Genomic DNA, 26,488 nt, shown 5'->3' with positions numbered 1-26,488 from the left:
GGCTCGGAGACAGCAGTCATAGCTCCAGGGTACGGGCCGCCCGGCACCCGCACCCCGCCCCCACCGGGCACCACCCACCCGATTCGTGTGCATCCCGTCACGTCGCCACGCCGCGCCGGTTGGGCTGAACCGCCAAGGTGCGGCACGCTGTACCCATGAAGCCACTCCCGCTTCCCCTCCGCGTCGCGGCGGGCCTGGCCGTGACCGCCGCCGAACGCGCCCGCGACCTGCCCAAAACCCTGCTCGGGCTGCCGGTCACGGTGATCTCCGGCGTGCTCCAGTTCTCCATGCGCATGCAGCAGCAGATCACCGAGCTGGCCATCCGCGGTGACGACGCCCTCGCCTCGCTGCGCCCCGTCGAGGACACCCCGAGCTGGGCCACCTTCGACGAGGACCTCCCCACCGACCAGCCGGCCGGCCAGTCCGCCGAGTCCGGCCAGCCGCGCACCGACCTCAACGGCCACCGCGCGGACGCGGTGCTCACCGACGTCGGCGACAGCCCCTGGGAACAGGAGGAACGCGCCCTGGGCGAAGAGCACGCCGAAGGCGAGTTCGACAGCCCGGCCGGCACCGCCGACGGCCCCCTCGGCCTGGCCAACTACGACGAGCTCACCCTGCCGCAGCTGCGCGCCCGCCTGCGCCGCTTCTCCCTCGCGGAGCTCGAGGAGCTGCTGGAGTACGAGCGCGCCCACGCCAACCGGGCGCAGTTCGTCGGCATGCTGGCCCGCCGCATCACCAACGTGCAGCGCGCCAACGCCGCCGGGGACGCCGAGGCGGAGTGAGCGCCGAACCCACCACCGCGGAGAACCCGTGGCCGGTGCGCACGGTCGCGCGCAAGATCGCCGAGTGGATCAACCGGCTCGGCTCGGTCTGGGTCGAGGGCCAGGTCACCCAGATCAACGCCCGCCCCGGCACGCAGACCGCGTTCCTCACCCTGCGCGACCCGGCCGCCGACGTCTCCATGACCGTCACCTGCCCGACCGGCCTGCTGCGTGGCATCGAACCGCCGCTGCGGGACGGCGCGAGCGTGGTCGTCCACGCCAAACCGACGTTCTACCTGGGCCGCGGCACCATCTCGCTGCGCGCCACCGAGATCCGCGCCGTCGGCATCGGTGAGCTGCTCGCCCGCATCGAACGGCTGCGCCGCCTGCTCGCCGCCGAGGGCCTGTTCGCCAAGGAACGCAAGCGCCGCCTGCCGTTCCTGCCCAAGGGCATCGGCCTGATCACCGGCCGCGCGTCCGCCGCCGAACGGGACGTGCTGGTCAACGCGCACAACCGATGGCCCGCCGCGCCGTTCCAGGTGGTCAACACCGCGGTGCAGGGCGTGCAGGCGGTGCCGCAGATCGTCAAGGCGCTGCAGATGCTCGACGCCGACCCGTCCGTCGAGGTCATCGTCATCGCGCGCGGCGGCGGCAGCGTCGAGGACCTGCTGCCGTTCTCCGACGAGACCCTGTGCCGCGCGGTCGCCGCCGCCCGGACGCCGGTGGTCAGCGCGATCGGGCACGAACCCGACACCCCGCTGCTGGACCACGTCGCCGACGTGCGCTGCTCGACCCCGACCGACGCCGGCAAGCGCGTCGTGCCGGACGTGAAGGAGGAGGCCGAGCGCGTCCGGCAGATGCGCGACCGGGCCCGCCGCGCGCTGCACGGCTGGGTGGACACCCAGTGCCGCCTGCTCGACCAGCTGCGCAGCCGCCCGGTGCTGGCCGACCCGCTGGGCCCGATCAACCGCCGCGCCGACGAGATCGAGCTGCACCGGGAACGCGGCCGGCGCGCGGTGCTCAACCTGGTCTCGCACGAGCAGGCCGCCATCGCGGGCGCGCGGGGCAAGCTGACCGCGCTCGGACCGGCGGCGACGCTCGAACGCGGGTACGCGGTCGTGCAATACCGCGACGACGCAGGCAACCTCCAGGTGCTCCGGCACATCTCTGAAGTAGCGGAGGGAACTCCGCTGCGCGTGCGCATCGTCGACGGAGCCGTGCACGCGGTCGCGCGATCCACCGAACCAGGAGAGTAGGAAGTGCTGCGTTCCGCTCGAGCGACGTTCCTCCCGCTCACCACCGACGCCGCGGCGCGGGCCGGCGCACAGGCCGTCCTCGACCGGGCCGGCGCCGCCGAGGCCGCGGCCGGCGCCTGCTGGGCGTCGCTGCTGGCCGGGTGCGCCGTGCCCGGCCGCTGGGACCTGGACACCCGCCTGCGGCAGCTGTCGGAAGCGACCTCGGCGTACGTCGGTGTGCGGTGGTGGTTCAACGAGGGCGCGCCGCACCGCAGGCGGGTCGCGCAGGCGCAGGGGTCCATCGAGCTGGCGATCACCGAGGGTGACGGCCAGGAGTTCGCCACCGCCTTCGCCGGTTACGACCACGCGATGGCGAGCGCGGTAGTGTGCGCTCGTCGACCCGCGAGGAGCACAACCCGGTGACCGAAGAACTCGGCTATGAACAGGCCCGCGACCAGCTCATCGAGGTCGTCCGCGAGCTGGAGGCGGGCGGCCTGTCCCTGGAACAGTCGCTCGCGCTGTGGGAGAAGGGCGAGCACCTCGCCAAGCTGTGCGAGCGTCACCTGGACGGGGCCCGCGAGCGCATCGAGGACGCGCTGAAGTCCGTCGAGGACGCAAACAGCGACGAAGGGTGACATTCGCCATCACGACGCTGCCCTGCGAGCCCGCGCGAGTCTGAGAGAATCGTTACCCGCGCCAGCACGACCCTGGAGGGCAGCAATGACCAGCGGCACCCCGTCCCCGAGCACGACGAGACGCAAGGAAGCGCCGGATCGCAACCTCGCGATGGAGCTGGTGCGCGTCACCGAGGCCGCCGCGATGGCGGCCGGCCGCTGGGTCGGCAAGGGCGACAAGAACGCCGGCGACGGTGCGGCCGTCGACGCGATGCGGCAGCTGATCTCGACCGTGTCGATGCGCGGTGTCGTCGTCATCGGCGAGGGCGAGAAGGACGAAGCCCCGATGCTCTACAACGGCGAAGAGGTGGGCAACGGGGACGGCCCGGCCTGCGACGTCGCGGTGGACCCGATCGACGGCACGACCCTGATGTCGAAGGGCATGCCGAACGCGCTGGCGGTCCTCGCGGTCGCCGAGCGCGGCGCGATGTTCGACCCGTCGGCGGTCTTCTACATGGAGAAGCTGGCCGTGGGCCCGGAGGCCGCGGGTGTGGTGGACCTGTCCGCACCGATCGCGGAGAACATCCGCCGGGTCGCGAAGGCCAAGCACACCGAGGTCTCGGACGTGACGGTCTGCATCCTGGACCGGCCGCGGCACGAGAAGCTGGTCAAGGAGGTCCGCGAGGCGGGCGCCCGGATCCGGTTCATCTCCGACGGTGACGTGGCGGGCGCGATCGCCGCGGCCCGCCCGACCACCGGTGTCGACATGCTGCTCGGCATCGGCGGCACGCCGGAGGGCATCATCACCGCCTGCGCGATGAAGTGCCTGGGCGGCGAGCTGCAGGGCCGGTTGTGGCCGAAGGACGACGCCGAGCGTGAGAAGGCCATCGGCGCCGGGCACGACCTCGACCGGGTGCTCACCACCGACGACCTGGTGCGCGGCGACAACGTGTTCTTCTGCGCGACCGGCGTGACCGACGGTGACCTGCTGCGTGGCGTGCACTACCGCTCCGGCGGCGCGACGACCCAGTCGATCGTGATGCGGTCCAAGTCCGGCACGGTGCGGCTGATCGACGGCTACCACCGCCTGACCAAGCTCCGCGCGTACTCCTCCGTCGACTTCGACGGCGTCCTGACCGAGGCCCCCGACGACGACGTGGTGCCACCGCTGCCGTGAAACGTCTCCTGCTGATGGCCGCCGCCTGCCTGCTCGCCCTCGGTGGGGTCGCGGGCTCGGCGGCGGCCCGGCCGGACCTGGTCGGCGGGGTGTCCGCCGACCAGCCCTACTCGTTCGTCGCGTCGCTGCAGACGACCGCGGGCCGGCACTTCTGCGGCGCGTCGCTGATCGCGCCGCAGTGGCTGCTGACCGCGGCGCACTGCGTCCAGGACCAGCCCGCGAACACCTTCACCGCCCGGATCGGCAGCAACGACCGGACGCAGGGCGGTGAGGTCGCGCAGCCGGACCGGGTGATCACGCACCCGAGCTTCAACCCGTACGGGCCGGGCGGCGACATCGCCCTGGTCCACCTGGCGAGCCCGGTGCAGGCCACGCCGGTCGGGCTCGGCACCTCGACGTCGGTCGGCACGTCGGTGCGGCTGCTGGGCTGGGGCCAGCTGTGCCCGACACCGGGTTGCGGCTCCGCGCCCGTCGACCTGCAGCAACTGGACACGACCCTGGTCGACGCGGCCCGCTGCGCCGCCATCGACCCGCTCACCGAGCTGTGCACCGACTCGCCCGGCGGCAAGGCGGGCGCCTGCTACGGCGACTCGGGCGGGCCGGAGCTGGTCCGCGCCGGTGACCGGTGGCTGCTGCTGGGCCTGACCAGCCGCTCCGGCAACAACGATCCGGCGTGCACGACGGCGCCGTCGATCTACACCTCGGCCGTGGCCCACGCGAAGTGGATCACCGAGCAGACCGCGCCACCACCGCCGCCCATCCCGGCACCGGCACCCACCCCGGCGCCGACCCCCACGCCGAGCCCGAGACCGACGCCCACGCCGGCACCCACACCGAGCCCGACGCCGACGCCACCGCCGCCCGCCTGACCTCACAGATTGCTGGAGTGCCCGGGGAACAGGTGCGCCTCGGGGTCCAGGGTGACGGCGATGTTGTTGATCGCGGTCGCGGCCTCGCCGAACCCGGTCGCGATGAGCTTCACCTTGCCCGGGTACGCGGCGACGTCCCCGGCCGCGAACACCCGCTCCACGCCGGTCGCCATCGTCGAGTCGACCCGGATGGCGCGCTGGTGGATGTCCAGTCCCCAGTTCTCGATCGGCCCGAGGTCGGCGGTGAACCCGAGCGCGGCCACCACCGCCTGGGCCGGCAGCCGGATCGGCTCCTCGTCCTTGACCCGCACCTCGACCTCGGCGAGCGCGCCGTCCGGCCCCTCCCGCAGGGCCGTGACCTCGGCGTCGGTGATGATCCGCACCCCCAGCTCACGGGCCTGCGTGACGATCGACTCGGCGGCGCGGAACTTGGCCCGCCGGTGCACCAGCGTCACGCTGGCGGCCAGCGGGTGCAGCGCCAGCACCCAGTCGAACGCCGAGTCCCCGCCGCCGACGACCACGACGTCCTGCCCCGCGTGCGCGTCCAGCGAGGGCACGAAGTGGACCATGCCGCGGCCGAGCCAGCCGTCCCCGGCGGGCAGCGGGCGCGGGGTGAACTCGCCGATCCCGGCGGTGATCAGCACCGCGCGGGCGTGCACGACCTCACCGCCGTCGAGCACCACGTCCAGCCCGTCGTTCCCGCGGCGCAGCTCCTCGGCCTTGCGCCCGAGCAGGTAGTGCGGCTGCCACGGCGCAGCCTGCTCGACCAGCCCCTTGACCAGGTCCCGGCCGCGCACCGCGGGGAACCCGCCGACGTCGTAGATCAGCTTCTCCGGGTACATCGCGGTGACCTGACCGCCGGCTTCGGGCAGCGAGTCGACGACCGCCATCGACAGCCCGCGGAACCCGGCGTAGTACGCGGCGAACAGACCGGTCGGGCCCGCCCCCACGATCAGCACGTCCACTGACAGATCCATGGATCGACCGCCCTTTCGCCGTGATCCACCTCACCTCCGATCTAACCATTCCGGGTGCGCAAACACACGGAGCGAGCGCCCGGCGGACGGGCCAGACTCGGGTTATGGCTGAACAGGAATACCGGATCGAACACGACACGATGGGCGAGGTGAAGGTGCCCGTCGACGCGCTGTACCGGGCCCAGACCCAGCGCGCCGTCGAGAACTTCCCGATCTCCGGCCGGGGCCTCGAGCGCGCCCAGATCCGTGCGCTCGGCCTGCTCAAGGCCGCCGCGGCGCGGGTCAACGCCCGGTTCGGCGTGCTGGAGGGCGACCTGGCGAACGCGATCGCCGCGGCCGCCGACGGGGTGGCCGAGGGCAGGCACGACGCGCACTTCCCCATCGACGTCTTCCAGACCGGGTCCGGCACGTCGTCGAACATGAACGCCAACGAGGTCATCGCGACACTGGCGAGCCGGGCCCTGGGCGGTGACGTGCACCCGAACGACCACGTCAACGCCTCGCAGTCGTCGAACGACACGTTCCCGACGACGATCCACATCGCCGCCACCGAGGCCGTGCTGACCGACGTGATCCCGGCGTTGCAGCACCTCGCCGAGACCATCGAGGGCCGCGCGCAGGAATGGCAGGACATCGTCAAGTCCGGCCGCACGCACCTGATGGACGCCGTGCCGATCACGCTGGGCCAGGAGGCCGGGGCGTGGGCGGCGCAGGTCCGCTTCGGCATCGAGCGGCTGGAGTCCGGGCTGGGACGACTGGGTGAGCTGCCGATCGGCGGCACCGCGGTCGGGTCCGGCCTGAACGCGCCGGAGGGCTTCGGCGCGGCGGTGGCCGAGGAGCTGGCGAAGGTCACCGGGCTGCCGCTGACCGAGGCCCGCAACCACTTCGAGGCGCAGGCCAGCCAGGACAGCGTGGTCGAGACCTCCGGCCACCTGCGCACGGTCGCGGTGTCGCTGGCCAAGATCGCCAACGACCTGCGGTGGCTGGGCTCGGGCCCGCGCACCGGGCTGGCCGAGCTCCAGCTGCCGGACCTGCAGCCGGGGTCGTCGATCATGCCGGGCAAGGTCAACCCGGTCATCCCGGAGGCGACGCTGCAGGTGGTCGCGCAGGTGATCGGCAACGACGCGGCGGTGGCCTACGCCGGTTCCCAGGGGAACTTCCAGCTCAACGTGAACCTGCCGGTCATCGCGCGCAACGTGCTGGAATCGGCGCGGCTGCTGGCCGCGGTGTCGCGCCTGCTGGCCGACAAGGTGATCGCCGGGATCACGGTCAACGAGGAGCGCACCAAGGCCTACGCCGAAGGCAGCCCGTCGATCGTGACGCCGCTCAACAAGTACATCGGTTACGAGGAGGCGGCCGCGGTCGCGAAGCAGGCGCTCAAGGAGCTGAAGACGATCCGCGAGGTCGTCATCGAGCGCGGCTACCTCGAGCAGGGCAAGCTCACCGAGGCCCAGCTCGACGAGGCCCTCGACGTGCTCCGGATGGCGCGCGGCGGCAAGTGAGCGGTGGCGGCCACCCGGGCGCCGGGTGGCCGCCACGGCCGGTCAGCGGCGGCGCAGGGACTTGTCCGCGAGCGCGGGCGGGGTGTAGTCGGGGTCGACCGCGTTGAGGTCGACGCCCGGCGGGACGATCTCGTCGATCCGGTCCAGCACGTCGTCGTCCAGCACCAGGTCCGCGCCGGCCAGCAGGTCGGCGAGCCGCTCCGGCGTGCGCGGGCCGATGATCGCCGAGGTGACCGCCGGGTGCGAGCGCACGAACGCGAGCGCCAGGTGCGTCAGCGGGCGGCCCAGGTCGGCGGCGACCTTCTTCAGCTCGTTGGTCGCCGCCAGCTTCGCCGCGTTGCCGGGCAGGGCCGGGTCGAACTTGTGGTTCTGCAACGCCACCCGGCCGGCCTGCAGGTCCACATCGGACGCGGTCGAGTACCGCCCGGACAGCCAGCCCGACGACAGCGGGCCCCAGGTCAGCACGCCCATGCCGTAGCGCTGCGCGGTCGGCAGGACGTGTGCCTCGATGCCCCGGTTGAGGATCGAGTACGGCGGCTGCTCGGTGCGGAACCGCACGTGCCCGCGCCGCTCGGCCACCCACTGCGCCTCGACGATCTGCTCGGCCGGGAAGACCGACGAGCCGATCGCGCGCACCTTGCCGGCCCGCACGAAGTCCGACAGGGCGGACAGGGTCTCGTCGATGTCGGTGGTGTGGTCGGGGCGGTGCACCTGGTAGAGGTCGACGTGGTCGACGCCCAGCCGCCGCAGGCTGGCGTCCAGCGCCTTGGTCAGCCAGCGCCGCGAGTTGCTGCCGGAGCCGCCGAGGCCGTAGAAGTGCCCCTTGGTCGCCAGCACGACGTCGTCGCGGCGCCCCTTGAGCGCCTTGCCGACGATCACCTCGCTCTCGCCGTCGGAGTAGATGTCGGCGGTGTCGACGAAGTTGATGCCCGCGTCGAGCGCGGTGTGGATCATCCGGACCGATTCGTCGTGGTCGCGGTTGCCCCACGCGCCGAACATCATCGCGCCCAGCGTGTACTCGCTGACCTCGATGCCGGTGCCGCCGAGAATCCGTCGTCGCATTTCGAGTTCCTCCCTCGTGGTGCCTGTGCCGACCACGTTCCCGCCGGTGGGAGGTCCGGACCAGGCAACGCTCGACCTGGGTCTGGCAGTACCAGGCAACGCGGTCGCCGCATCCGGATACTGGAGGCATGGACGGAGCTGAACTGGGGGCGTTCCTCAAGGCGCGCCGCGCGGCGCTGGACCCGCGCGACCTCGGCCTGCCGCAGGGTGTGACGCGGCGGCGCGTCGCCGGGCTGCGCCGGGAGGAACTGGCGCAGCTGGCCGGGATCAGCGTCGACTACCTGACCCGTCTGGAGCAGGGCCGCGCGCGGAACGTGTCGGAGGAGGTGCTCGATTCGCTCGCCCGGGCGTTGCGGCTCAACCCGGACGAGTGCACCTACCTGCACAACCTCGCGACGCAGCGGCGCAAGCGGAACGGACGATGCCCGGTGCAGCAGGTGCGCCCGGCCCTGCAGCAACTGCTGGACGCCATGTCGGTGCCCGCCTTCGTCTTCGGCCGCTACCTCGACGTGCTGGCCTGGAACCCGCTGGGCGGCGCGATCGCGTTCGACTTCGGGTCGTTGCCGCCGGAGGACCGCAACCTGCCGAAGCTGTTCTTCCTCAACGAGGCCGAAGCTCGCACCCTGCACCCCGAGTTCGACCAGGTCTGCGAGGAGGTGGTGGCGAACCTGCGGGCCGAGGCGGGCCGGTGCCCGGACGATCCCCGGCTGGCCCAGCTGATCGGTGAGCTGTCGCTGCGCAGCGACCCGTTCCGCCGCCTGTGGGCGAGCCACCACGTGCGGGACAAGGCCCACGGCCACAAGCGCATCCACAACCCGCTGGTCGGGGAACTGCACCTGCGGTACGAGACGCTGCGCCTGCCCGACGAACCGGACCAGGCGATCGTGACCTACACGGCGGAGCCCGGCTCGGAGTCGGAGCGGGCGCTGGGCCTGCTGGCCAGCTGGGTCGCCACGGACGACATCGATCAGGCGACGTTGCGCCGCGCCGCCGGCGGCTGATACTCGCGCGACCGGTCGGCGGGCTCGGCGAGTTCCCGGCCGGTTTCGTCGAGGCTGGTCCGGTCCACCGGCTCGGCGCCCGCCCGGTTGCCGGGCCACGGCCACCGGCCCTCGCGCCGCGCGACCAGCACCGCGCAGACCACGCCGAACAGCAGCGGCAGGTGGCTGGCCAGCCGTTCCCAGCCGACCCGGCCGCCGAGCACGTCGAACAGGGACAACCCGGCCAGCACGGCGGCGAAGCTGAGCAGGACCGGCAGCTGGCTGCGCGCCTGGCGCGGCTTGGCGGCCGCCCACAGCAGGGCGATCGCGATGGCGAAGTTGAACGCCGCGGCCTCGTGCTCGACGTGCGAACCGGGCTGGACGACCATCCCGTCGCCCATCCGCTGCGGCACGAACAGCAGCGACACCACAATGGACAGCTGGGCGACCGCGGTGATCACCAGCGCCCACCGCGGCCAGTCGTGCCGGGCCGGCCGGGCGGGCGCGTGGTCGAGCACGCGCCCGGCCACGTCCGGCGACGCCGCGGCCGGTTCCAGGCGCACCAGCCGCGTCACCGCCGCCGCCTCGTCCTGCCAGGCCAGGCAGGCCGCGCAGCGCGTCACGTGCTCGTCCAGCGCAGCCGGATCCACCCCCGGGTCCTCACCGTCGAGGGTGGCCGAGATCGCCTCGCGCGCGGTCGCACAGTCCATGTCTGCCAGGTCGTCCTGTCCCGCGGGATAGTTCCCGCACCCCTTCGACCGCGGGGACCGGTTGGCCATAAGGTCATCGGCCAGGGCCCGCACTGGGAGGAACGCGCAATGGACGACGACGAGATCACCCGGCACGCCTTCCTGGCGGCACGCGGGGATCGGGCGGCCGCCGAGCGTTTCGTGTCCGCGACCCAGCGCCAGCTGCACCGGCTGCTGACCTACCTGTCCGACCCCGGTGTGGCCGAGGACCTGGTGCAGGAGACCTATCTGCGGGCCTTCGCCGCGCTGCCGTCGTTCGCCGGCCGCTCGCCCGCCCGGATGTGGCTGCTGTCCATCGCCAAGCGCGTCGCGGCCGACCACCTGCGCACGACCCGCCGCCGCCCGCGGACCAGCCAGGTCGAGGACTGGGTGGCGACCGCCGAGCAGAGCGGGGCCCGGACGCCCGACCACGGCCGGCTCGTCGTGCTGCGCGAGCTGATCGCCGAGCTGGAGCCCGAGCGCCGGGAGGCGTTCGTGCTCACGCAGGTGATCGGGCTGTCCTACGCGGACGCGGCGGAGGTGTGCGACTGCGCGGTCGGCACCATCCGGTCCCGCGTGTTCCGCGCCCGCGAGGACCTGACCAGCGCACTCAACTCGAACGGGCGAGCGGCGTCACTCGGCTGAGCTCCAGCGGTGCTCGACGCGGGCGAGCCGCCAGTAGGCGATGGCGGCCACCCACACGACGACGAACAACCCGACGACGATGTAGCCGACGTTGTCCAGCTCGATGTCGGCGATCCAGTCGATCAGCGCGCCGGACCAGCCCAGGTCGTCCCTGGCCACGCCGACCAGTTCGATCGTGCCGATGACCAGCGCCACCGCGACGGACAGGCCGGTGATCGTGAGGTTGTAGTAGATCTTGCGGACCGGGTTGGCGAAGGCCCAGTCGTAGGCGAAGTTCATGAACGTGCCGTCGAGCGTGTCGAACAGGCTCATCCCGGCCGCGAACAGCAGCGGCAGGCACAGGATCGCGTACCAGGGCAGGCCGGCCGCGGCGCCGGACCCGGCGAGCGCCAGCAGGAGCACCTCGGTGGCGGTGTCGAACCCGACGCCGAACAGCAGCCCGACCAGGTACATCTGGCCGGGGCGGCGGATCGAGCGGGTGAGGCGGCCGAGGAAGCGGTTGACGAACCCGCGCGAGTCGAGCCGGGCCTCCAGCTCGGCCTCGTCGAAGCGGCCGCGACGCAGCTCGCGCCACACCTTCCAGATCCCGATCAGCGCGACCAGGTTGAGGATGCCGATCAGGTACAGGAACCCGCCGGACGCGCCGGTGGAGATGAGGCCGAGCACCCGGTGCGCGGACGAGCCGTCCTCGGTCCAGCTCAGGATGCCCTTCGCGCCGATCGCGACGAGCACCGCCAGCACGACGACCACGGTGGAATGCCCGAGGGCGAACCAGAACCCGACGGAGAGCGGGCGTTGGCCCTCGGCCATGAGCTTGCGGGTGGTGTTGTCGATCGCGGCGATGTGGTCGGCGTCGAACGCGTGCCGCATGCCGAGCGTGTAGGCCGTGAGCCCCAGCCCGAAGCCGAACACCTGCGTGCCGACGGCGTAGTGCCCGGGCACCACGAGCAACGCGAGGATCCCGAAGGCGACCGCGTGCAACACGACGATCGCCAGCAGCAACAGGCCCGTGCGATAGGTGTCCTGCCTGCGCCCGGACAGGGTGGGTGAAGTCCCCATGGAGACCGCCTTCCAGCACCTCGTGGATGGTCCAATCGGTGCCGTGGCCGGTCTCCTGGCTTCGGATCGACATCCGCGGCCCGCCTTCCCGGACTCGCGTCCAGTGGCTGTCCCGGGCCGGGACTTCCCGTTCACAGTGGCGAGGGCCGCGCCGGTTTCACACCGGACTTCCCGAGCACCACGGCTCGCCCACGGTACGGTTCGGCCGCGCGGCGGAGCAAGAGCCATCCCAGTGACCGGGGCCCTACCGCTGGGGACGGGGAATGTGCTGGGTGTCGGCGACCCTGCCCGGCTCTCCGGGCTGTCCGCTCAGCTCCCGGTCGCCTCCTCGATCAGCGACTTCGCGACCCGCTTCGCCGTCGCCACGGCCGTCGGCGTCACGTCGAGCGACGCGGCCACCGTCGCCCCCTCGACGAGGATCAGCAACGCCTCCGCCAGCCGCGCGGGGTTGCGCACCCCCGCCTCCGCCGCGATGTCCCGCAGGTAGCCCAGCAACCACCGTTTCGACGCCGCGATCACCTGGCGCCCCGGGTGGTCCGCCTCCGGCAGCTCGGCGTGCGCGTTGACGAACGCGCAGCCCCGCGTGTTCTCGGTCGCGAGCCAGTCCGCGAGCGCGTCGAACACCGCCAGCAGCCGGCGAGCAGGCGTCGACCGGCGGCCGGCGAACGAGTGGACCCGCTCGCGCCACCGCACGTCCCGGCGCCACAGGTAGAGCGCGACCAGCTCGGCCTTCGAACCGAACCGGTCGTACAGGGTCTTCTTGGTCACCCCGGCCTCGGCGGCGATCGTGTCCACGCCCACCGCGTGGATCCCGTTGTCGTAGAACAGCTTCCCGGCGACCGTGAGGATCCGTTCGGCGGCCGGGGTCAGCGGCTTGTCCGTCTCCACGACTTGACAGTACACCGACCGGTATAGCTACGGTAGCTATACCGACCTGTATACCGAAGGAGGCCGCATGCGGGGGAACGTCGTCGCCGGAACCGGTTTCGTCCTGTTCTGGAGCTCCGGTTTCGTGGGCGCGACGCTGGGCGCCCACTCCGGCGGCGCGGTGGCGCTCCTGGCCTGGCGGTTCCTCGCCGCGGGCCTGCTGCTGGGCGCGTGGTGGATCATCCGCCGCCGCTCGATGCGGCCCCGCGACGCCGCGATCCAGGCCGGTCTCGGCGTGCTCTCCCAGGGCGCCTACCTGTACGGCGTGTACGCGGCGGCGGATCTCGGCGTGGCTGCCGGGACGTCGGCGTTGATCGCCGCGCTGCAACCGATCGTCGCGGTGGTGCTCAGCCAGTTCGTGCTGGGCGAACGCGCCGGGGCGCTGCGGTGGGCCGGGTTGGTCGTCGGGCTGGCCGGGGTGCCGCTGGTGGTGAGCGACGACCTGTCCGGCCGCCCGGGCACCCCGCCGCTGGCCTACGCGCTGCCGTTCCTGTCGATGCTCGCCCTGGTCGCCGCCACCCTGATCGAACGCAAGACGGCGTCCGCCGTGCCGCTCTGGGACGGCCTCGTGGTGCAGTGCGTGACCAGTGCGGTCCTGTTCACCGGCATCGCGGCGCTCACCGGAGACCTGACTCCACCGGCGGATCCGGACTTCTGGGTCGCGGTCGGGTGGGTCGTCGTGTTCTCCACGTTCGGGGGATACGGCTGCTACTGGCTCGTCCTGCGTCGTAGCTCGGTGACGACGGTGTCGAGCCTGCTGTACCTCACACCACCTACGACGATGGTGCTCGCCTGGCTCATGTTCGGCGATTCGATCACCCTGCGTGGTCTGCTCGGGCTCGTCGTCTGCCTGGGCGCGGTCGCCGTGGTCCTGCGTCCCCGGAAATTGTCGGTGGGGCGAGAGATGATGTCCGCATGCTCCTCGCCGACGTCGTCACAGCCTCCGCCTCGCTAGCGGCCACCCGCTCGCGCAAGGCGAAGGTCGCGACGCTGGCAGACCTGCTCAACCGCGCGGACGAGCGGGAACTGCCCGCCGTCGTGGCCTTCCTGACCGGCCGGCCCACCCAGGGCCGGATCGGCACGGGCTGGCGCACGCTGGCCGAGCTGGGCGCGAGCCCGGCCGACGAACCGAATCTGACAGTGGCCGAGGTCGACGCCGCCCTCGGCGAAGTGGGTGCCGCTTCGGGCAGCGGGTCGGCCAGGCGCCGGTCCGGCCTGCTGACCGGGCTGTTCACCCGGGCCACCGAAGCCGAACAGCAGTTCCTCTTCCGCCTGCTCACCGGCGAGCTGCGGCAGGGAGCGCTGGAAGGCGTGATGCTCGACGCGATCGCGGCGGCGGCGAACGTGCCCGCCGAAGCGGTCCGGCGCGCGTTCATGCTGTCCGGGCGGCTGCCGGTCACCGCGCTGGCCGCGGTCACCGGCGGCGAGGCCGCGCTCGGCGGCTTCGGGCTCGAGCTGGGGCGTCCGCTTCGGCCGATGCTGGCGTCCCCGGCGGAATCGCTCGACGAGGCGGTGCGCGAGCACCCGTCCGCCATCGTCGAGTACAAAATGGACGGAGCGCGGATACAGGTGCACCGCGACGGCGACGAGGTGCACGTCTACACGCGAACGCTGCGCGAGATCACCCAGCACGTGGGCGAGCTGGTGTCTCTGGTGCGAGCACTGCCCTGCCGGTCGGTGGTGCTCGACGGCGAGACGCTCGCGCTGACCGACGACGGCAGGCCACGGCCGTTCCAGGAGACGATGAGCCGGTTCGGCAGCACGCGCGAGGAGCAGGTGCGCGCGTTGCTGCTGCGACCGTACTTCTTCGACTGCCTGCACCTGGACGGTACGGACCTGCTGGACAAGCCGTTGCGGGAGCGCAACGAGGCGCTGCGCCGGGTGGCCGGCGAGCACCTCATCCCGGGGCGGAGCGAACCGCCGGATCCGAGCGCGATCCTCGCGGCGGCCCTCGACGCCGGGCACGAGGGCGTCATGGTGAAAGCGCTCGACTCGCCGTACGCGGCGGGGCGGCGGGGGCGGGCGTGGCTGAAGGTGAAGCCGGTGCACACGCTCGACCTCGTCGTCCTCGCCGCGGAGTGGGGCCACGGCCGCCGCACGGGGTACCTGTCGAACCTGCACCTCGGCGCACGCGACCCGGACGGCGGCCCGCCGATCATGGTGGGCAAGACGTTCAAGGGGCTCACCGACGAGTTGCTCGCGTGGCAGACCAAGACGTTCCAGGAAATCGAGACGCACCGGGACAAGTGGACGGTCCACGTCCGGCCGGAACTGGTGGTCGAGATCGAACTGGACGGCGCCCAGGTCAGCACCCGCTACCCGGGCGGTGTGGCACTGCGTTTCGCGCGCGTGGTGCGCTACCGCCCGGACAAGGACCCAGCCGACGCGGACACCATCGACGCCGTCCGCGCCACCCTCCGGAGGTGACGCCAGGAATCACGCCGCGACCACGAGCAGCCCCGGCCCAGGGCGGCCTCGTCCTGACACGGAAGCTGCCCGTGCAACCCGGTCAGCGACTTCGACCGGCGAAGCCGTCACGGCGACCGGCGATCACACCCGGCCGAGGAAGATCGGGTTCGTCATCGCGGCCATGGCGCCGAAGTTGAGACCAGCCGACAGGGCGGGAGCACCCGCCGAACCATCAGCAAGGGGGTGACGCACCTCAGCACGCACATAAGCCGACACCGCGGGCGTGGTCAGCCACGTCACGCTGCCACTTCCCGAAGCGGGAAGACTCTGCTGGAACACCTGACCCTCGTCCGTGATCAGGCGCACGGTCCCGTTCGGCACGCCCGACACGTCCAGCCGCACGGCCACCTCGTCCCCGGCGGCCACGGCAAGACGGTCGCCGATGCCGGCGGCCTGCCCGCGCGGTCCGGTCGCGACGAGTGACAGGTCCACACCGGCCGACTCGGCGATCCAGCTCCGCCCGGCCTTGATCCCGTCGAGGATCGCGTCCCGGGTGAGCGCGTCGGCGAGGACGACGGTCTGCGGCAGGCCGATCGTCTGGCCGGGGTTGTGCGCGTCGCTGTTGCCCATCGCGGGCAGCCAGCTTCCCTTGCCGCGCACGGATTCCACCAGGGTGTTGTCCCATTCGGACACGGCGGCGTCGTCGTCCCACGTCCACGGGCCGTTCCACACCTCGACCGCGTCGAAGCCGGCGTAGCCGAACTTGAAGTTGCACCCGACCCACGGGCAGTACGGGTGCGCGGCGACGCAGAGGCCACCGGAACGGTGCACCTCACGCTGGTACTCGGGCAGCTCGCCGTCGCGGGACCGGTACCGCCAGTCGACGAACTGGCCGGGCCGCACGCCGAGCGCGAGCCAGTGTCCGTTGCGGGTGGTCACCTCCTCGCCGAGCATGATCAGCAGGTCGTCGCCGGCGAACTGGCCCCACGCGCCGTGCGACGACGACGTGTTGTGGTCGGTCGAGGTGATGAAGTCCAGCCCGGCCTCGCGCGCACCGGCGGCCACCTCGGACGGCAGGCGCCTGCCGTCGGAGTGGACCGTGTGCAGGTGGCAGTCGCCGCGGTACCACCGGCGGCCGCGCGTGCGGGTGCGCTCGGACGGGTAGTTCGGGCGGTACGGCGCGCCCGCGGGGCCGTAGACGAGGGTCACCTCGACGCGGTAGTTCAGGCCCTGCGGCGCGATCGTGTACGGGCCGAGCACGACGTGCCACGTGCCGGGCGTGATGTCGCCGGGCAGGTAGCCGGGGGTGGCTTCGGTGCGGCTGATCGAGAAGCGGTCGCGGAAGCCGCCGGACCAGCCGCGGAAGCCGTTGCCGCCGAGCGCGGCGCCGCGGTTGTCGAAGATGCCGATGTCGCACGAGTTGCCGGGCGTCCCGCTGGGCACGGCCGGTTTGTCGTAGCTGTAGACCACCGACAACTGGCTCACCCCGGCCGGGACCTCCACCGGCAGGTACACGAAGTCGGCCGTGCCCGGCTCGAACCGCCCGGTCAGCACCTTGGTCTCGGTCCGCCCCTCGGCCGCCTCCGCGAACGTCACCGGCGCGAGCGTCACCGCGCCGGCCACCGACGCCGCCTGCAGGAAACCGCGTCGGGAAACTCCGCAACCCATGCACATGCGGCCATGTCATCAGCGGCGGGTGACCGTCGCGAGCCGCGTGCCGGTACACCGCGTGTCCATAACCTGAACGAACGTCACACTTCCGAGCTTAGGTACGGCTAAGCTAAGTTGCAGAGCGTGAACGAGCTCATGTCACCAACAGTGACCAGGACGACGCCTCGCCGGCTGTTGCTCCTGGTGTTCCTGCTGGTGGCGCTGGTCGTCGCGGTCGCGTTGAGCCTGGTCCTGGGTAGCAACGACCTGGGGCTGGGCACCGCGGTCCGGGTGCTGCTGCACGACGACGGCAGCGAAGCGGCGACGATCGTCCGCGAGGTGCGTCTGCCCCGCACGGCACTCGGCGTGCTCGCCGGTCTGGCGCTGGGCGCCGCCGGGGTCCTCATGCAGGGGCACACGCGCAACCCGCTGGCCGATCCGGGCCTGCTCGGCATCAACGCGGGCGCCGCGCTCGCGGTGGCGCTGGCCGCGCAACTGTTCGGGGTCGTCGATCCCGGTGGCCAGGTGTGGTTCGGGTTCGCCGGGGCGCTCGGCGTGACCGCCGCGGTGTTCGCGATCGGCTCTAGCGGGCGGCAGCTGAGCCCGGTGCCGATGGCGCTGGCCGGTGCGGCCGTGATGGCGCTGCTGTCGACGTTCACGTCGCTGGTGATCCTCAGCGACAACCCGACGCTGGACGTCTACCGCCGGTGGGTGGTGGGTTCGATCAGCGGCCGCGACGCGAGCATCAGCCTGGGGATCCTGCCGTTCGTGGCGGCCGGGCTGGTGCTGGCGATGCTCAACACGCGGGCGCTGAACGCGGTGTCCCTCGGCGAGGACACGGCGCGCGGGCTGGGCCAGTCGGTCGCGGCGAGCCGGCTGGTGGGCCTGGCGGCGGTGACGCTGCTGGCCGGCGCCGCGACGGCCGCCGCCGGGCCGATCGCCGCGCTGGGGCTGATCGTCCCGCACGTGGTGCGCGCCGTGACCGGCCCCGACCACCGGTGGCTGGTCCCGTGCTCCGCCCTGGCGGGCGCGGTGCTGCTGCTGCTCGCCGACGTCGCGGGCCGCCTGATCGCGGGCCCGGCGGAGATCCCGGCGGGCATCATGCTGGCCATCCTCGGCGGCGGCGCGTTCGTGCTGATCGCCCGGCGCACCCGGCTGGTGAGGCTCTGATGGCAACCCTGGCTGCATCGCCTGGTGACACCACCCGCCGGGGCCGCACCGCTGCCTGGGCTCATGCAGCACCCGATTGCGCGGCCGCCGTCGTCCAGTTCTTGGTCGACCGGGCCCGCCCCGGGGTCGCCGGCGTCTCACGCGCGGTGAGGGCCTCGGGCTGTTCCCGCGAAGGCGGGCGCGCATGACCGCCACCCTCGGCGCGCGGTGGAACACCCGCGCGGCCACCGTCTGCCTCGTCGTGCTCGGTGCACTTCTGCTGGTCACCGCGGTGGGTGTGACGATCGGCGAGTACCCCATCGCGCTCGGGCAGCTTCCCGAGCTGCTCACCGGCGGCGGGCACCGGATCGACCGGCACATCCTGTTCGACCTGCGCGTGCCGCGGGCCGTCACCGGGTGCCTCGCCGGCGCGTGCCTCGCCATGGCCGGTGCCCTCACCCAGACCATCTCCCGCAATCCGCTCGCCACCCCGGACATCCTCGGCGTCACCGGCGGCGCCTCCGCCGCCGCGGTGGCGGTGATCGTCTTCGGGGGTGGCGTCTACAGCCTCGCCAGCGGCATCACCACGATCGGCGTGCCCGCGGCCGCGCTCGCCGGTGGTCTCGTCGCCGCCGCGGCGGTCTACGGGTTCTCCTGGCGCCACGGAGTCGACGGCTTCCGGCTCATCCTCGTCGGCATCGGGTGCGGCGCCGTCCTCACGGCACTGACCAGCTGGCTCCTCATCCTCGCCAGCATCAACAGCGCCGCCCAGGCCACGGTCTGGCTCGTCGGCTCGATCAGCGCCGTGAGCTGGGACCAGACCGTCCCGCTGATGATCCTCGCCGCGCTCCTCGTCCCCGCCGCGCTCACCCTGCCCCGCACGCTCGCCGTGACGCAGCTCGGCGACGACGCGGCCGCCGGGCTGGGCGTGCGGATCCAGGCGGTGCGCCTGGGCACCATCGGCGTGGCCGTCGGGCTGACCGCGGCCGCCGTCGCCGCCGCGGGGCCGGTCGGCTTCGTCGCCCTGGTGACCCCGCAGATCATGCTCCGGCTGACCGGCGGCTCGCGCCCGCCGCTAGTCGCGTCCGCGCTCGGCGGCGCCCTGCTCGTCCAGGCGTCCGACCTGCTCGGCCGCACCGCGTTCGGCTGGGAAGTCCCGGTCGGACTGGTCACGGCCGCGGTCGGCGCCCCCTACCTCATCTGGCTCCTCCTCCGACGACGTTGACCCCGAAGAAAGGTGACCCCATGACGACCACCCGCCGGACCTTCCTCACCGGCAGCCTGGCCGTGGCCGCGACCGGCCTCCTCGCCGCGTGCGGTTCGGGCGGCTCGGACCCGGCCGCGAGCGGCGGTGCCTGGTCGTTCACCGACGACCTGGGCACCAGGGTCGACCTCGACGCCCGGCCCACGCGCATCGCCGGCCTCAACGACGCCATCGCGTCCCTGTGGAACTACGGCATCACGCCCGTCGCGTCGTTCGGCTACACCGGCCTGGCCGACGACGTGAACTTCCGCGGCCGCGACCTCAGCCAGGTCAAGGAGGTCGGCCGCACCTACGGCGAGATCGACATCGAGGCGCTCGCCGCCGCCAAGCCGGACCTGATCCTCACCCACGCCTACCCGGTGGACAGCGCGGGCACGATCGACACCACCCAGCCGCTGTACGGGTTCAAGGACCTCACCCAGCAGAAGGCGGTCGCCGAGATCGCGCCGATCATCGCGCTGAAGATGGCCGGCTCGGCGACCAACGTGGTCGACCGGACGGTGGAACTGGTGAAGGCGCTGGGCACCGAGCCCGCCGCCGACGCCGAGCAGGCCTACGAGGCCGCGCGCACCCGGTTCCAGAACGCCACCGCCAAGGGCCTCACGGTGATGGCGATCGCCGCCTACCCGGGCGACGGCGTCTACATCTGCAAGGCCGCCGACGACCCGGCGCTGCGCAGCTACACCGAGCTGGGCCTGACCTACCCCGACCCGGGCGGCGCGAAGTACTACTGGGAGCAGGTGAGCTGGGAGAACATCGGCAAGCACCCGACGGACGTCGTGCTGTACTCGCTGCGCGCCATGGACAAGGACACGCTCCTGCAGCAGGCCACCTTCGCCCGGATGCCCGCGGCCGCGGCCGGGCAGGTGTTCCCGTGGGAGTTCTCGTCCATGGACTACGTGGCGCAGGCCCGCACGCTGAACAACCTGGCGGCGAACCTCGAGGCGGCGCGCAAGGTCGTCTAGATCCGGTCACCCCGGAAGGGATGGACCGGCCGTTGGAGACACACCCCTTCCGGGGCGGATTGACCGCTCCCCGCGCAGCGCGTCAGCTCAGCCGGGGGGTGCGCAACCCCTCCGGCGCCTCCGCGCCCGCCCGTGCCCACGCCACCAGCCCCGCCACGTCAATGCCGTACGGAGGTTCCGCCGCGTACGGCTCGATCGCCGCGGCGGCGCGGGTCAGCAGGGACGACGCGCCCTTCCGGTTGCCCCGCGCGGAGTGCGTCAGCCCGACCGCCAGCTGCGCCAGCCCCTTCCACAACGCACGATCCGGCCCGTCCGAGGACTTCCACGCGTCCTCGAACACCTCGTGCGCGTGGAAGGGCCGTCCGGCGTCCAGCAGGTTCTGCGCCTCCGCAAGCGTTTGCGCCGGGGTGCGCGCGATGCCTTCCGGCTGGCGTTCCACCCCCGGCGACCCGTACGGCAGCGGCCGCCCCAGCCCGTCGCGCGGGCGGGCGTTCCGCGGTTTGCCCTCGGCGTCCCGGTCCCGATCGGCCATGCGCCCGATTGTGCCGTAGTCTGGGGACTCGTGCGTTTTCTCGATGGCCACGGGCCCGCTCACGACCTCACTTACGACGACGTCTTCCTCGTGCCCAACCGCTCGGCCGTGGAATCGCGCTTCGACGTCGACCTGTCCACCGTCGACGGCACCGGCGCGACCATCCCGATCGTCGTCGCCAACATGACCGCCGTCGCGGGGCGGCGGATGGCCGAGACCGTCGCCCGGCGCGGCGGGCTCGTCGTCCTGCCGCAGGACGTCGACCCGGCGGCGGTCGCCGACATCGTCGCCTGGATCAAGAGCCGCCACACCACCTGGGACACCCCGCTGGTCCTCACCGGCGGTGACGCGGTCGCCGACGCCCTCAACCTGATCGGCAAGCGCGCGCACGGCGCCGTCGTCGTGGTCGACGAGCACGGCCGCCCGCACGGGATCGTCGACGAGGCCGCCTGCACGGGCGTCGACCGCTTCGCGCGCGTCACCGAGGTCGCCTACGAACCGCCCGTGACCTGCCCGCTGGACACCCCGTCCCGCGAGGTCTTCGAGCGCCTGCACGCCGCCGGCGCGCAGATCGCGCTGGGTGTCGACGCCGACGGCAAGCTCGCCGGCATCCTCACCCAGACCGCGGCGCTGCGCGCGGACATCTACACCCCGGCCGTGGACGCCCAGCGGCGGCTGCGGGTCGCCGCCGCCGTGGGCATCAACGGCGACGTCGCCGCGAAGGCCGAGTCGCTGCTCGCCGCGGGCATCGACACGCTCGTCGTCGACACCGCGCACGGCCACCAGGAGAAGATGATCGCCGCGCTGAAGGCCGTCCGCTCGGTCTCGCCCGCGGTGCCGGTCGTGGCGGGCAACGTCGTCACCGCCGAGGGCACGCGCGACCTCATCGACGCCGGTGCCGACGTGGTCAAGGTCGGCGTCGGCCCGGGCGCGATGTGCACGACGCGGATGATGACCGGCGTCGGCCGCCCGCAGTTCTCCGCCGTCCTGGAATGCGCGAAGGCCGCCCGCGAGCTGGGCAAGCACGTGTGGGCCGACGGCGGCGTGCGCCACCCCCGCGACGTGGCGCTGGCGCTGGCCGCGGGCGCGTCCGCGGCGATGGTCGGCTCGTGGTTCGCCGGCACCCACGAAAGCCCCGGCGACCTGCGCTACGACGAGCACGGGCGGCCGTACAAGGAGTCGTTCGGCATGGCGAGCAAGCGCGCCGTCGGCGCCCGCACGCGCACCGACAACGTCTTCGAGCGGGCACGCAAGGCCCTGTTCGAGGAGGGCATCTCGTCGTCGCGGATGCTGCTGGACCCGCAGCGCCCCGGCGTCGAGGACCTGATCGACGAGATCTGCTCGGGTGTGCGGTCCGCGTTCACCTACGCCGGCGCGCGGGACATCGAGGACTTCCACCGCCGCGCTGTGCTGGGCATCCAGTCGGCCGCCGGGTTCGCCGAAGGCCGGCCGCTGCCCGCGGGCTGGTGAGGAACGGGGCCGCCGCCCAGCGGAGGCGGCCCCGCCTCGGGAACTACCCGTGGTCCTCCAGCATCTCGGTGACCAGCGCGGCGATCGGCGACCGCTCCGAGCGGGTCAGCGTGACGTGCGCGAAGAGCGGGTGGCCCTTCAGCTTCTCGATCACCGCGGACACGCCGTCGTGGCGTCCGACGCGCAGGTTGTCCCGCTGCGCCACGTCGTGGGTGAGCACCACGCGGGACGCCGTGCCCAGCCGCGACAGCACGGTCAGCAGCACGTTGCGCTCCAGCGACTGCGCCTCGTCCACGATCACGAACGAGTCGTGCAGCGACCGGCCGCGGATGTGAGTCAGCGGCAGGACCTCCAGCATGCCGCGGTCGAACACCTCGTCCAGCACGTCCTGGCTGACCAGGGCGCCGAGCGTGTCGAACACCGCCTGCGCCCACGGCTGCATCTTCTCCGACTCCGACCCCGGCAGGTAGCCCAGGTCCTGGCCGCCGACGGCGTAGACCGGCCGGAACACGACCACCTTCCGGTGCTCGCGGCGCTCCATCACCGACTCCAGCCCGGCGCACAGCGCGAGCGCGGACTTGCCGGTGCCTGCCCGTCCGCCGAGCGAGACGATGCCGATGTCCGGGTCGAGCAGCAGGTCCAGCGCGATCCGCTGCTCCGCGGAGCGGCCGTGCAGGCCGAACGCCTCCTTGTCGCCGCGGACCAGCTTCACCTTCTTGGCCGGGGTCAGCCGGCCCAGCGCGCTGGAGCTGCCGGAACCGGCCACCAGCCGCAGACCGGTGTGGCACGGCGACTCGCCCACCTCGGGCAGCCCGTATTCAGCCAGGTCCACGAGACCGTCGCGGAACAACGCGTCGACCGCTTCCTGCGGGACCTCCACGTCGACCATGCCGGTCCAGCCGGACGGCGCCACCTCCAGCGCGCGGTACTCGTCGGCGGGCAGGCCGACGGCACCGGCCTTGACCCGCAGCGGGATGTCCTTCGTGACCAGGGTGACCGCGTCGCGCTCGACCTTGAGGTTCAGCGCGCAGGCCAGGATCCGGTGGTCGTTGGAGTCGGTGCGGAACCCGGGCGGCAGGACCGTCGGGTCCGAGTGGTTCAGCTCGACGTGCAGGGTGCCGCCGGAGTCGCCGATCGGGATCGGGGCGTCCAGGCGGCCGTGCTTGAGCCGCAGGTCGTCGAGCTGGCGCAGGGATTCCCGCGCGAACCAGCCCAGTTCGGGGTGATGCCGTTTCGCCTCCAGTTCACTGATCACGACCAACGGCAGGACCACGGCGTGCTCGGCGAATCTCGTGATGGCCCACGGGTCGGCCAGCAGAACCGAGGTGTCCAGGACGTAGGTGTGCTGCCCGGGAACGGGACTCGGGGGTTCTGCGGTGCCCTCCGCGGAATTCGATGAGCGGCCGGAGGCCTTACGGGGCGAACGCTGCGTAGTCACGACGGCATCTCCCTCGTGGACGTGGCACCACGCCCACACTCGCTGGGCCGGGCACCACCCTGGCTGGACCGCTCTTCGCTTCCGCTTACGCGTCAGCGCGCAGGGCCACGAGGGCCGGGTGCCGGCCCCCTCGTGGGTATCGCGAACGGCTCACGCGCCGTCTGCTCTACAACCGCCACTACCAGGGCCTCCCGTGATGGTCCGCAAGGTCACGAGCCATCACTTCGGAAGTTACCTGCGTTCGACGCTTCGTGCAGGCAGCCAGGCAGGTGATTCACCAGGTTGTCATCTCACCGTCGGTAGAGAACAAATCAGCGAATCGACACGGAACGTGTTGTCAAGTACCGAAACGGCGGTGCCGCCACGCGTAGTCACGGAGGGCGCGCAGGAAGTCGACCCGGCGGAAGGCGGGCCAGTAGGCCTCCGTGAACCAGAACTCGGAGTGCGCGGACTGCCACAGCAGGAAACCGGACAGCCGCTGCTCGCCGGAGGTGCGGATGATGAGGTCCGGGTCGGGCTGCCCCGAGGTGTAGAGGTGCTCGGAGATGTGGTCGACGTCGAGGATCTTCGCCAGCTCGCGGATCGACGTGCCCTCGTCGGCGTGCTGGAGCAGCAGCTTCTTGACCGCGTCCGCGATCTCCTGCCGCCCGCCGTAGCCGACGGCGACGTTGACCTCCATGCCGGTGCGCTTCTCGGTGCTCGCCGCGGCCGACTGCAGGCGCTTGGCGATCGGCCCGGGCAGCAGGTCCAGCGCGCCGACGACGCGGATGCGCCACGGGTTGCCCGCCTGCGCCAGCTCGTCGACGACGTCGGCGATGATCTCCAGCAGCGGTTCGAGCTCCTCGGTGGCGCGGCTGAGGTTGTCCGTGGACAGCAGCCACATCGTCACGACCTCGACGTCGGCCTCGCGGCACCAGGTGAGGAAGTCGGCGATCTTGCGCGCTCCCGCCCGGTGCCCGTCGGAGACGTCGGTGAAGCCGGCTTCCCGCGCCCACCTGCGGTTGCCGTCCAGCATGATCGCGATGTGCCGCGGATGCTTGCCTGCCGCCTGCTGGATCAGACGGCGGCTGTAAATGCCGTAGACAAGCTTGGACCCGAAGGAGCGAAGACTCACGTCCAACCAATGTACGCAGGGTCGGGAAGCGACGTGGGCCGGGCCACGGTGACTGGCGCGGAACCTACGTCGTCGTAACCTTGTTGGTGTGACCGTTGAGACCGAACCCTTCGTCGACACCCGTCCCCGGCTCCGCGGCCATATCCACTTCTGGACGTTTTTCAGCGCGCTCGCCTGCGTGGCGACGCTGATCGCGTTCGCCGGCGCCACGGTGTCCGGCCTGGCCGCGCTGGCCACGTCGGTGTACGGGCTGACCGTCCTCGGCGTGTTCGGCGTCAGCGCGCTGTACCACCGGCGGATCTGGAGCCCACGCGCCTACCAGTGGATGAAGCGCGCGGACCACTCGATGATCTTCCTGTTCATCGCGGGCACCTACACCCCGTTCACGCTGCTGGCGATGTCGAAGCCCACCGGGTACGTCGTGCTGGGCGTGGTCTGGGGCGGCGCGCTGGCCGGGGTGGCGCTGAAGATGCTGTGGCCGGGCGCGCCGCGCTGGCTCGGCGTGCCGATCTACGTGGCGCTCGGCTGGGTGGCGATCTTCGTGCTGCCCGAGCTGGCCACGCACGCCGGGGTGGCCGCGCTGGTGCTGCTCCTGGTGGGCGGCCTGTTCTACACGGTCGGCGCGGTGTTCTACGCGGTGAAGTGGCCGAACTACTGGCCGGACACCTTCGGCTACCACGAGTTCTTCCACGCGTGCACGGTGCTGGCCGCGGTCTCGCACTACATCGCCGTCTGGCTGGCCCTGTACGCCTGACGCCGCTCGTCGAACGCGGCGAGGAAGGTGCGCACCATCGGCCGGGCCGCCGCACGGCTGACGGCGAACGCCGCCGCGAGCGCGACCACCAGGATCACGCTGCCGAGCCAGACCATCGTGTCGACGGGCAGCGTGTAGGCGCCCACGACCCGCACCGCGGACTCGCCGAGCAGGGCCACGCCCCACACGACCGAGAAGAGCCGCTCCGCCCGCCGGAAGGCCGGCGAGGTCCCCGAAAGCCCTTCCCACACCGCGGTCCTGCCGGGGTCACCCTTGGTGAACAGCGGCCGCAGCACCTCGGTCATCAACGGCTTCCCGATCACCACCGACGCCAGGATCCCGACGCCGAGGATGCTGGTCACCCCGCCGTCCTTGGCCAGCATCAGCCGGGGATCACCGGTCAGCAGGCTCAACAGCAGCCCGGTGGTGTTGACGACCAGCATCAGCACCGCCAGGACGTTGACCCGCCGCTCGCGGGCCAGGCACCACACCGCCCGCACCGTGGGGATCGCGCTGCTCCACGCCAGCGCGGCGATGGTGCTCAGGCCGGCGGCCTGGCTGAGCAGGAAGTAGGCGGCGACGGGAAGCCCGGCGTCGATGATCAGCGGGGCCAGGGCCGAGGTCTTGTTCGTCATGACCCCAGCTTCGCCCCCGCCGGCATCCGGTGATCATGCCGAACATCCGGTCCCGGGCATGACATTTGTCAGCCCAGCAGCCGCCGGAGGTAGTAGTCCACCGTGGCGACCGCGTCGGCCGGGGCGGTCTGCCCCAGCGCCACCTCGACGCCCAGCCCGGCGGCCACCTGGAACAGGACGCGGGCCTCCTGACGCGGGTCGAGGCCGGGCCGCTCGCCGGCCGCCGCCTCGACCAGGCCGGCCAGGAGACCGTACAGTTCGGCGTCACCGGCGGCCATGCCCTCGGCGATCTTCTCGTCGGTGAGGGCGCGGTTGAGGTAGGCGACGCCGAGCAGGATGAACTGCCTGCTCTCCGCGGTGAGGCCGAGCATTTCGGTCAGCACCTCGCGCAGGATCCGCCCGGGATCGGCCAGCGCCGGCAGGCGCGCCCGGACCCGCGCGCTCGTTCGCCAGCTCCAGGGCGAACCCCAGCATGTCGTCCTTCGAGGCGAAGTAGTGCTGCACCCGCCCCATCGAGACGCCGGCTTCCGCGGCGACCTCGCGCAGGCTCACCGCCTCGATCCCGGGTCACG

The 26,488-nt window shown here is 72.3% G+C and carries 28 protein-coding genes and 1 riboswitch; of the genes, 16 read left to right on the top strand and 12 right to left on the bottom strand.

Going from position 1 to position 26,488, the window contains the following annotated elements; translation table 11 throughout:
- Positions 1-155: 155 nt before the first annotated feature.
- The 6 genes from D0D15_RS18870 (at position 156) to D0D15_RS18845 (ending at position 4,656) form a co-directional block, all read left to right on the top strand.
- Entirely contained in the window at positions 156-782 is a 627-nt protein-coding gene (locus D0D15_RS18870; RefSeq protein WP_094004713.1) for a lipid droplet-associated protein, read from the top strand.
- Complete coding sequence (gene xseA / locus D0D15_RS18865; protein WP_094004712.1) at positions 779-2,017, top strand: exodeoxyribonuclease VII large subunit; 1,239 nt, start codon at positions 779-781, stop codon at positions 2,015-2,017. Before D0D15_RS18870 ends, xseA begins: the two co-directional genes overlap by 4 nt.
- Positions 2,018-2,020: 3 nt before the next feature.
- A complete protein-coding gene (locus D0D15_RS18860; RefSeq protein ID WP_094004711.1) occupies positions 2,021-2,419 on the top strand; it encodes a hypothetical protein in 399 nt (132 codons plus the stop codon).
- Entirely contained in the window at positions 2,416-2,631 is a 216-nt protein-coding gene (locus D0D15_RS18855) for an exodeoxyribonuclease VII small subunit (protein WP_094004710.1), read from the top strand. The genes D0D15_RS18860 and D0D15_RS18855 overlap by 4 nt, the downstream gene beginning before the upstream one ends.
- 85 nt (positions 2,632-2,716) lie before the next feature.
- Positions 2,717-3,787, top strand: a complete 1,071-nt coding sequence (gene glpX, locus D0D15_RS18850) for a class II fructose-bisphosphatase (protein WP_094004709.1) — start codon at positions 2,717-2,719, stop codon at positions 3,785-3,787.
- On the top strand, positions 3,784-4,656 hold the full coding sequence (locus D0D15_RS18845; RefSeq protein ID WP_094004708.1) for a S1 family peptidase: 873 nt from the start codon (positions 3,784-3,786) through the stop codon (positions 4,654-4,656). The genes glpX and D0D15_RS18845 overlap by 4 nt, the downstream gene beginning before the upstream one ends.
- Positions 4,657-4,658: 2 nt before the next feature.
- Here D0D15_RS18845 and D0D15_RS18840 read toward each other — a convergent pair whose 3' ends face one another.
- Positions 4,659-5,633 (bottom strand): NAD(P)/FAD-dependent oxidoreductase, encoded by a 975-nt coding sequence (locus tag D0D15_RS18840; RefSeq protein ID WP_162830607.1) that lies wholly within the window; start codon positions 5,631-5,633, stop codon positions 4,659-4,661.
- Between the two features lie 104 nt (positions 5,634-5,737).
- On the opposite strand from D0D15_RS18840, the gene D0D15_RS18835 reads away from it, so the two are divergent.
- A complete protein-coding gene (locus D0D15_RS18835) occupies positions 5,738-7,135 on the top strand; it encodes a class II fumarate hydratase (RefSeq protein ID WP_115944619.1) in 1,398 nt (465 codons plus the stop codon).
- Positions 7,136-7,177: 42 nt separating this feature from the next.
- Here the strand turns inward: D0D15_RS18835 and D0D15_RS18830 are convergent, their stop codons facing one another.
- The gene (locus tag D0D15_RS18830; RefSeq protein WP_115944618.1) at positions 7,178-8,197 is read right to left on the bottom strand and encodes an aldo/keto reductase; all 1,020 of its coding nucleotides are present in this window, start codon (positions 8,195-8,197) and stop codon (positions 7,178-7,180) included.
- A 128-nt stretch (positions 8,198-8,325) separates the two neighbouring features.
- Here D0D15_RS18830 and D0D15_RS18825 point away from each other — a divergent pair, with 128 nt between their 5' ends.
- Positions 8,326-9,198 carry a helix-turn-helix domain-containing protein gene (locus tag D0D15_RS18825; RefSeq protein WP_094004705.1) on the top strand — a complete coding sequence of 291 codons (873 nt, stop codon included), beginning with the start codon at positions 8,326-8,328 and terminating at the stop codon, positions 9,196-9,198.
- Here the strand turns inward: D0D15_RS18825 and D0D15_RS18820 are convergent.
- Positions 9,165-9,887 carry a zf-HC2 domain-containing protein gene (locus tag D0D15_RS18820; protein WP_094004704.1) on the bottom strand — a complete coding sequence of 241 codons (723 nt, stop codon included), beginning with the start codon at positions 9,885-9,887 and terminating at the stop codon, positions 9,165-9,167. The genes D0D15_RS18825 and D0D15_RS18820 overlap by 34 nt on opposite strands.
- A 108-nt stretch (positions 9,888-9,995) precedes the next feature.
- Here D0D15_RS18820 and D0D15_RS18815 point away from each other — a divergent pair, with 108 nt between their 5' ends.
- Complete coding sequence (locus tag D0D15_RS18815; protein ID WP_094004703.1) at positions 9,996-10,550, top strand: sigma-70 family RNA polymerase sigma factor; 555 nt, start codon at positions 9,996-9,998, stop codon at positions 10,548-10,550.
- Here the strand turns inward: D0D15_RS18815 and nicT are convergent.
- Positions 10,539-11,591, bottom strand: a complete 1,053-nt coding sequence (gene nicT / locus D0D15_RS18810) for a Nickel transporter NicT (protein WP_094004767.1) — start codon at positions 11,589-11,591, stop codon at positions 10,539-10,541. The two genes, D0D15_RS18815 and nicT, sit on opposite strands and share 12 nt — an antisense overlap.
- Positions 11,592-11,637: 46 nt before the next feature.
- Positions 11,638-11,807: riboswitch (cobalamin riboswitch) on the bottom strand.
- A gap of 111 nt (positions 11,808-11,918) precedes the next feature.
- Complete coding sequence (locus D0D15_RS18805; protein WP_094004702.1) at positions 11,919-12,497, bottom strand: TetR/AcrR family transcriptional regulator; 579 nt, start codon at positions 12,495-12,497, stop codon at positions 11,919-11,921.
- A gap of 67 nt (positions 12,498-12,564) precedes the next feature.
- Between D0D15_RS18805 and D0D15_RS18800 the strand changes: the two genes are divergently transcribed.
- Together D0D15_RS18800 and D0D15_RS18795 are read left to right on the top strand one after the other, a co-directional pair.
- On the top strand, positions 12,565-13,491 hold the full coding sequence (locus D0D15_RS18800) for a DMT family transporter (RefSeq protein ID WP_115944617.1): 927 nt from the start codon (positions 12,565-12,567) through the stop codon (positions 13,489-13,491).
- A complete protein-coding gene (locus tag D0D15_RS18795; protein WP_094004700.1) occupies positions 13,452-14,963 on the top strand; it encodes an ATP-dependent DNA ligase in 1,512 nt (503 codons plus the stop codon). Before D0D15_RS18800 ends, D0D15_RS18795 begins: the two co-directional genes overlap by 40 nt.
- Positions 14,964-15,086: 123 nt before the next feature.
- On the opposite strand, the gene D0D15_RS18790 is transcribed toward D0D15_RS18795, so the two are convergent.
- Positions 15,087-16,619, bottom strand: a complete 1,533-nt coding sequence (locus D0D15_RS18790) for a CehA/McbA family metallohydrolase (RefSeq protein WP_233157171.1) — start codon at positions 16,617-16,619, stop codon at positions 15,087-15,089.
- A 120-nt stretch (positions 16,620-16,739) separates the two neighbouring features.
- Between D0D15_RS18790 and D0D15_RS18785 the strand changes: the two genes are divergently transcribed.
- From D0D15_RS18785 to D0D15_RS18775, 3 genes are all read left to right on the top strand, one after another.
- Positions 16,740-17,765 (top strand): FecCD family ABC transporter permease, encoded by a 1,026-nt coding sequence (locus D0D15_RS18785; RefSeq protein WP_115944616.1) that lies wholly within the window; start codon positions 16,740-16,742, stop codon positions 17,763-17,765.
- 184 nt (positions 17,766-17,949) lie between these two features.
- On the top strand, positions 17,950-18,969 hold the full coding sequence (locus D0D15_RS18780; RefSeq protein ID WP_094004698.1) for a FecCD family ABC transporter permease: 1,020 nt from the start codon (positions 17,950-17,952) through the stop codon (positions 18,967-18,969).
- Between the two features lie 20 nt (positions 18,970-18,989).
- Positions 18,990-19,973 carry an ABC transporter substrate-binding protein gene (locus D0D15_RS18775; protein WP_094004697.1) on the top strand — a complete coding sequence of 328 codons (984 nt, stop codon included), beginning with the start codon at positions 18,990-18,992 and terminating at the stop codon, positions 19,971-19,973.
- Between the two features lie 82 nt (positions 19,974-20,055).
- Here D0D15_RS18775 and D0D15_RS18770 read toward each other — a convergent pair whose 3' ends face one another.
- Entirely contained in the window at positions 20,056-20,505 is a 450-nt protein-coding gene (locus tag D0D15_RS18770) for a DUF309 domain-containing protein (protein ID WP_094004696.1), read from the bottom strand.
- Positions 20,506-20,535: 30 nt separating this feature from the next.
- Between D0D15_RS18770 and guaB1 the strand changes: the two genes are divergently transcribed.
- Complete coding sequence (guaB1, locus tag D0D15_RS18765; protein WP_094004695.1) at positions 20,536-21,975, top strand: GMP reductase; 1,440 nt, start codon at positions 20,536-20,538, stop codon at positions 21,973-21,975.
- Between the two features lie 43 nt (positions 21,976-22,018).
- Here the strand turns inward: guaB1 and phoH2 are convergent, their stop codons facing one another.
- A complete protein-coding gene (gene phoH2 / locus D0D15_RS18760) occupies positions 22,019-23,413 on the bottom strand; it encodes an RNA 5'-3' helicase PhoH2 (protein WP_162830606.1) in 1,395 nt (464 codons plus the stop codon).
- 337 nt (positions 23,414-23,750) lie between these two features.
- Positions 23,751-24,527 (bottom strand): isoprenyl transferase, encoded by a 777-nt coding sequence (locus D0D15_RS18755; protein WP_094004694.1) that lies wholly within the window; start codon positions 24,525-24,527, stop codon positions 23,751-23,753.
- 88 nt (positions 24,528-24,615) lie between these two features.
- On the opposite strand from D0D15_RS18755, the gene trhA reads away from it, so the two are divergent.
- Positions 24,616-25,281, top strand: coding sequence for a PAQR family membrane homeostasis protein TrhA (gene trhA, locus D0D15_RS18750; protein ID WP_094004693.1), 666 nt, complete (start codon positions 24,616-24,618; stop codon positions 25,279-25,281).
- Here the strand turns inward: trhA and D0D15_RS18745 are convergent.
- The 3 genes from D0D15_RS18745 to D0D15_RS37070 all read right to left on the bottom strand — a co-directional run bounded on the left by D0D15_RS18745 (position 25,248) and on the right by D0D15_RS37070 (position 26,468).
- Positions 25,248-25,916: a VC0807 family protein gene (locus tag D0D15_RS18745; RefSeq protein WP_094004692.1), complete on the bottom strand. Its 669-nt coding sequence runs from the start codon at positions 25,914-25,916 to the stop codon at positions 25,248-25,250. The two genes, trhA and D0D15_RS18745, sit on opposite strands and share 34 nt — an antisense overlap.
- Before the next feature lie 68 nt (positions 25,917-25,984).
- The gene (locus D0D15_RS18740) at positions 25,985-26,299 is read right to left on the bottom strand and encodes a TetR family transcriptional regulator C-terminal domain-containing protein (RefSeq protein WP_143266164.1); all 315 of its coding nucleotides are present in this window, start codon (positions 26,297-26,299) and stop codon (positions 25,985-25,987) included.
- Positions 26,181-26,468 carry a TetR family transcriptional regulator gene (locus D0D15_RS37070; protein ID WP_233157170.1) on the bottom strand — a complete coding sequence of 96 codons (288 nt, stop codon included), beginning with the start codon at positions 26,466-26,468 and terminating at the stop codon, positions 26,181-26,183. Before D0D15_RS37070 ends, D0D15_RS18740 begins: the two co-directional genes overlap by 119 nt.
- Positions 26,469-26,488: the final 20 nt, after the last annotated feature.

Source organism: Amycolatopsis thermalba (assembly GCF_003385215.1).
Lineage (GTDB): Bacteria > Actinomycetota > Actinomycetes > Mycobacteriales > Pseudonocardiaceae > Amycolatopsis_E > Amycolatopsis_E thermalba.
This window is presented reverse-complemented; position numbering and strand designations above follow the sequence as displayed.

What these genes read in the sequence shown, in the direction of transcription:
- D0D15_RS18870 (WP_094004713.1), top strand. Translation starts at nt 156, where the DNA reads ATGAAGCCACTCCCGCTTCCCCTCCGCGTCGCGGCGGGCCTGGCCGTG.
- glpX (WP_094004709.1), top strand. Translation starts at nt 2,717, where the DNA reads ATGACCAGCGGCACCCCGTCCCCGAGCACGACGAGACGCAAGGAAGCG.
- D0D15_RS18840 (WP_162830607.1), bottom strand. Translation starts at nt 5,633, where the DNA reads ATGGATCTGTCAGTGGACGTGCTGATCGTGGGGGCGGGCCCGACCGGT.
- D0D15_RS18835 (WP_115944619.1), top strand. Translation starts at nt 5,738, where the DNA reads ATGGCTGAACAGGAATACCGGATCGAACACGACACGATGGGCGAGGTG.
- D0D15_RS18830 (WP_115944618.1), bottom strand. Translation starts at nt 8,197, where the DNA reads ATGCGACGACGGATTCTCGGCGGCACCGGCATCGAGGTCAGCGAGTAC.
- D0D15_RS18825 (WP_094004705.1), top strand. Translation starts at nt 8,326, where the DNA reads ATGGACGGAGCTGAACTGGGGGCGTTCCTCAAGGCGCGCCGCGCGGCG.
- D0D15_RS18820 (WP_094004704.1), bottom strand. Translation starts at nt 9,887, where the DNA reads ATGGACTGTGCGACCGCGCGCGAGGCGATCTCGGCCACCCTCGACGGT.
- D0D15_RS18815 (WP_094004703.1), top strand. Translation starts at nt 9,996, where the DNA reads ATGGACGACGACGAGATCACCCGGCACGCCTTCCTGGCGGCACGCGGG.
- D0D15_RS18800 (WP_115944617.1), top strand. Translation starts at nt 12,565, where the DNA reads ATGCGGGGGAACGTCGTCGCCGGAACCGGTTTCGTCCTGTTCTGGAGC.
- D0D15_RS18795 (WP_094004700.1), top strand. Translation starts at nt 13,452, where the DNA reads ATGCTCCTCGCCGACGTCGTCACAGCCTCCGCCTCGCTAGCGGCCACC.
- D0D15_RS18790 (WP_233157171.1), bottom strand. Translation starts at nt 16,619, where the DNA reads ATGTGCATGGGTTGCGGAGTTTCCCGACGCGGTTTCCTGCAGGCGGCG.
- D0D15_RS18780 (WP_094004698.1), top strand. Translation starts at nt 17,950, where the DNA reads ATGACCGCCACCCTCGGCGCGCGGTGGAACACCCGCGCGGCCACCGTC.
- D0D15_RS18775 (WP_094004697.1), top strand. Translation starts at nt 18,990, where the DNA reads ATGACGACCACCCGCCGGACCTTCCTCACCGGCAGCCTGGCCGTGGCC.
- D0D15_RS18770 (WP_094004696.1), bottom strand. Translation starts at nt 20,505, where the DNA reads ATGGCCGATCGGGACCGGGACGCCGAGGGCAAACCGCGGAACGCCCGC.
- D0D15_RS18745 (WP_094004692.1), bottom strand. Translation starts at nt 25,916, where the DNA reads ATGACGAACAAGACCTCGGCCCTGGCCCCGCTGATCATCGACGCCGGG.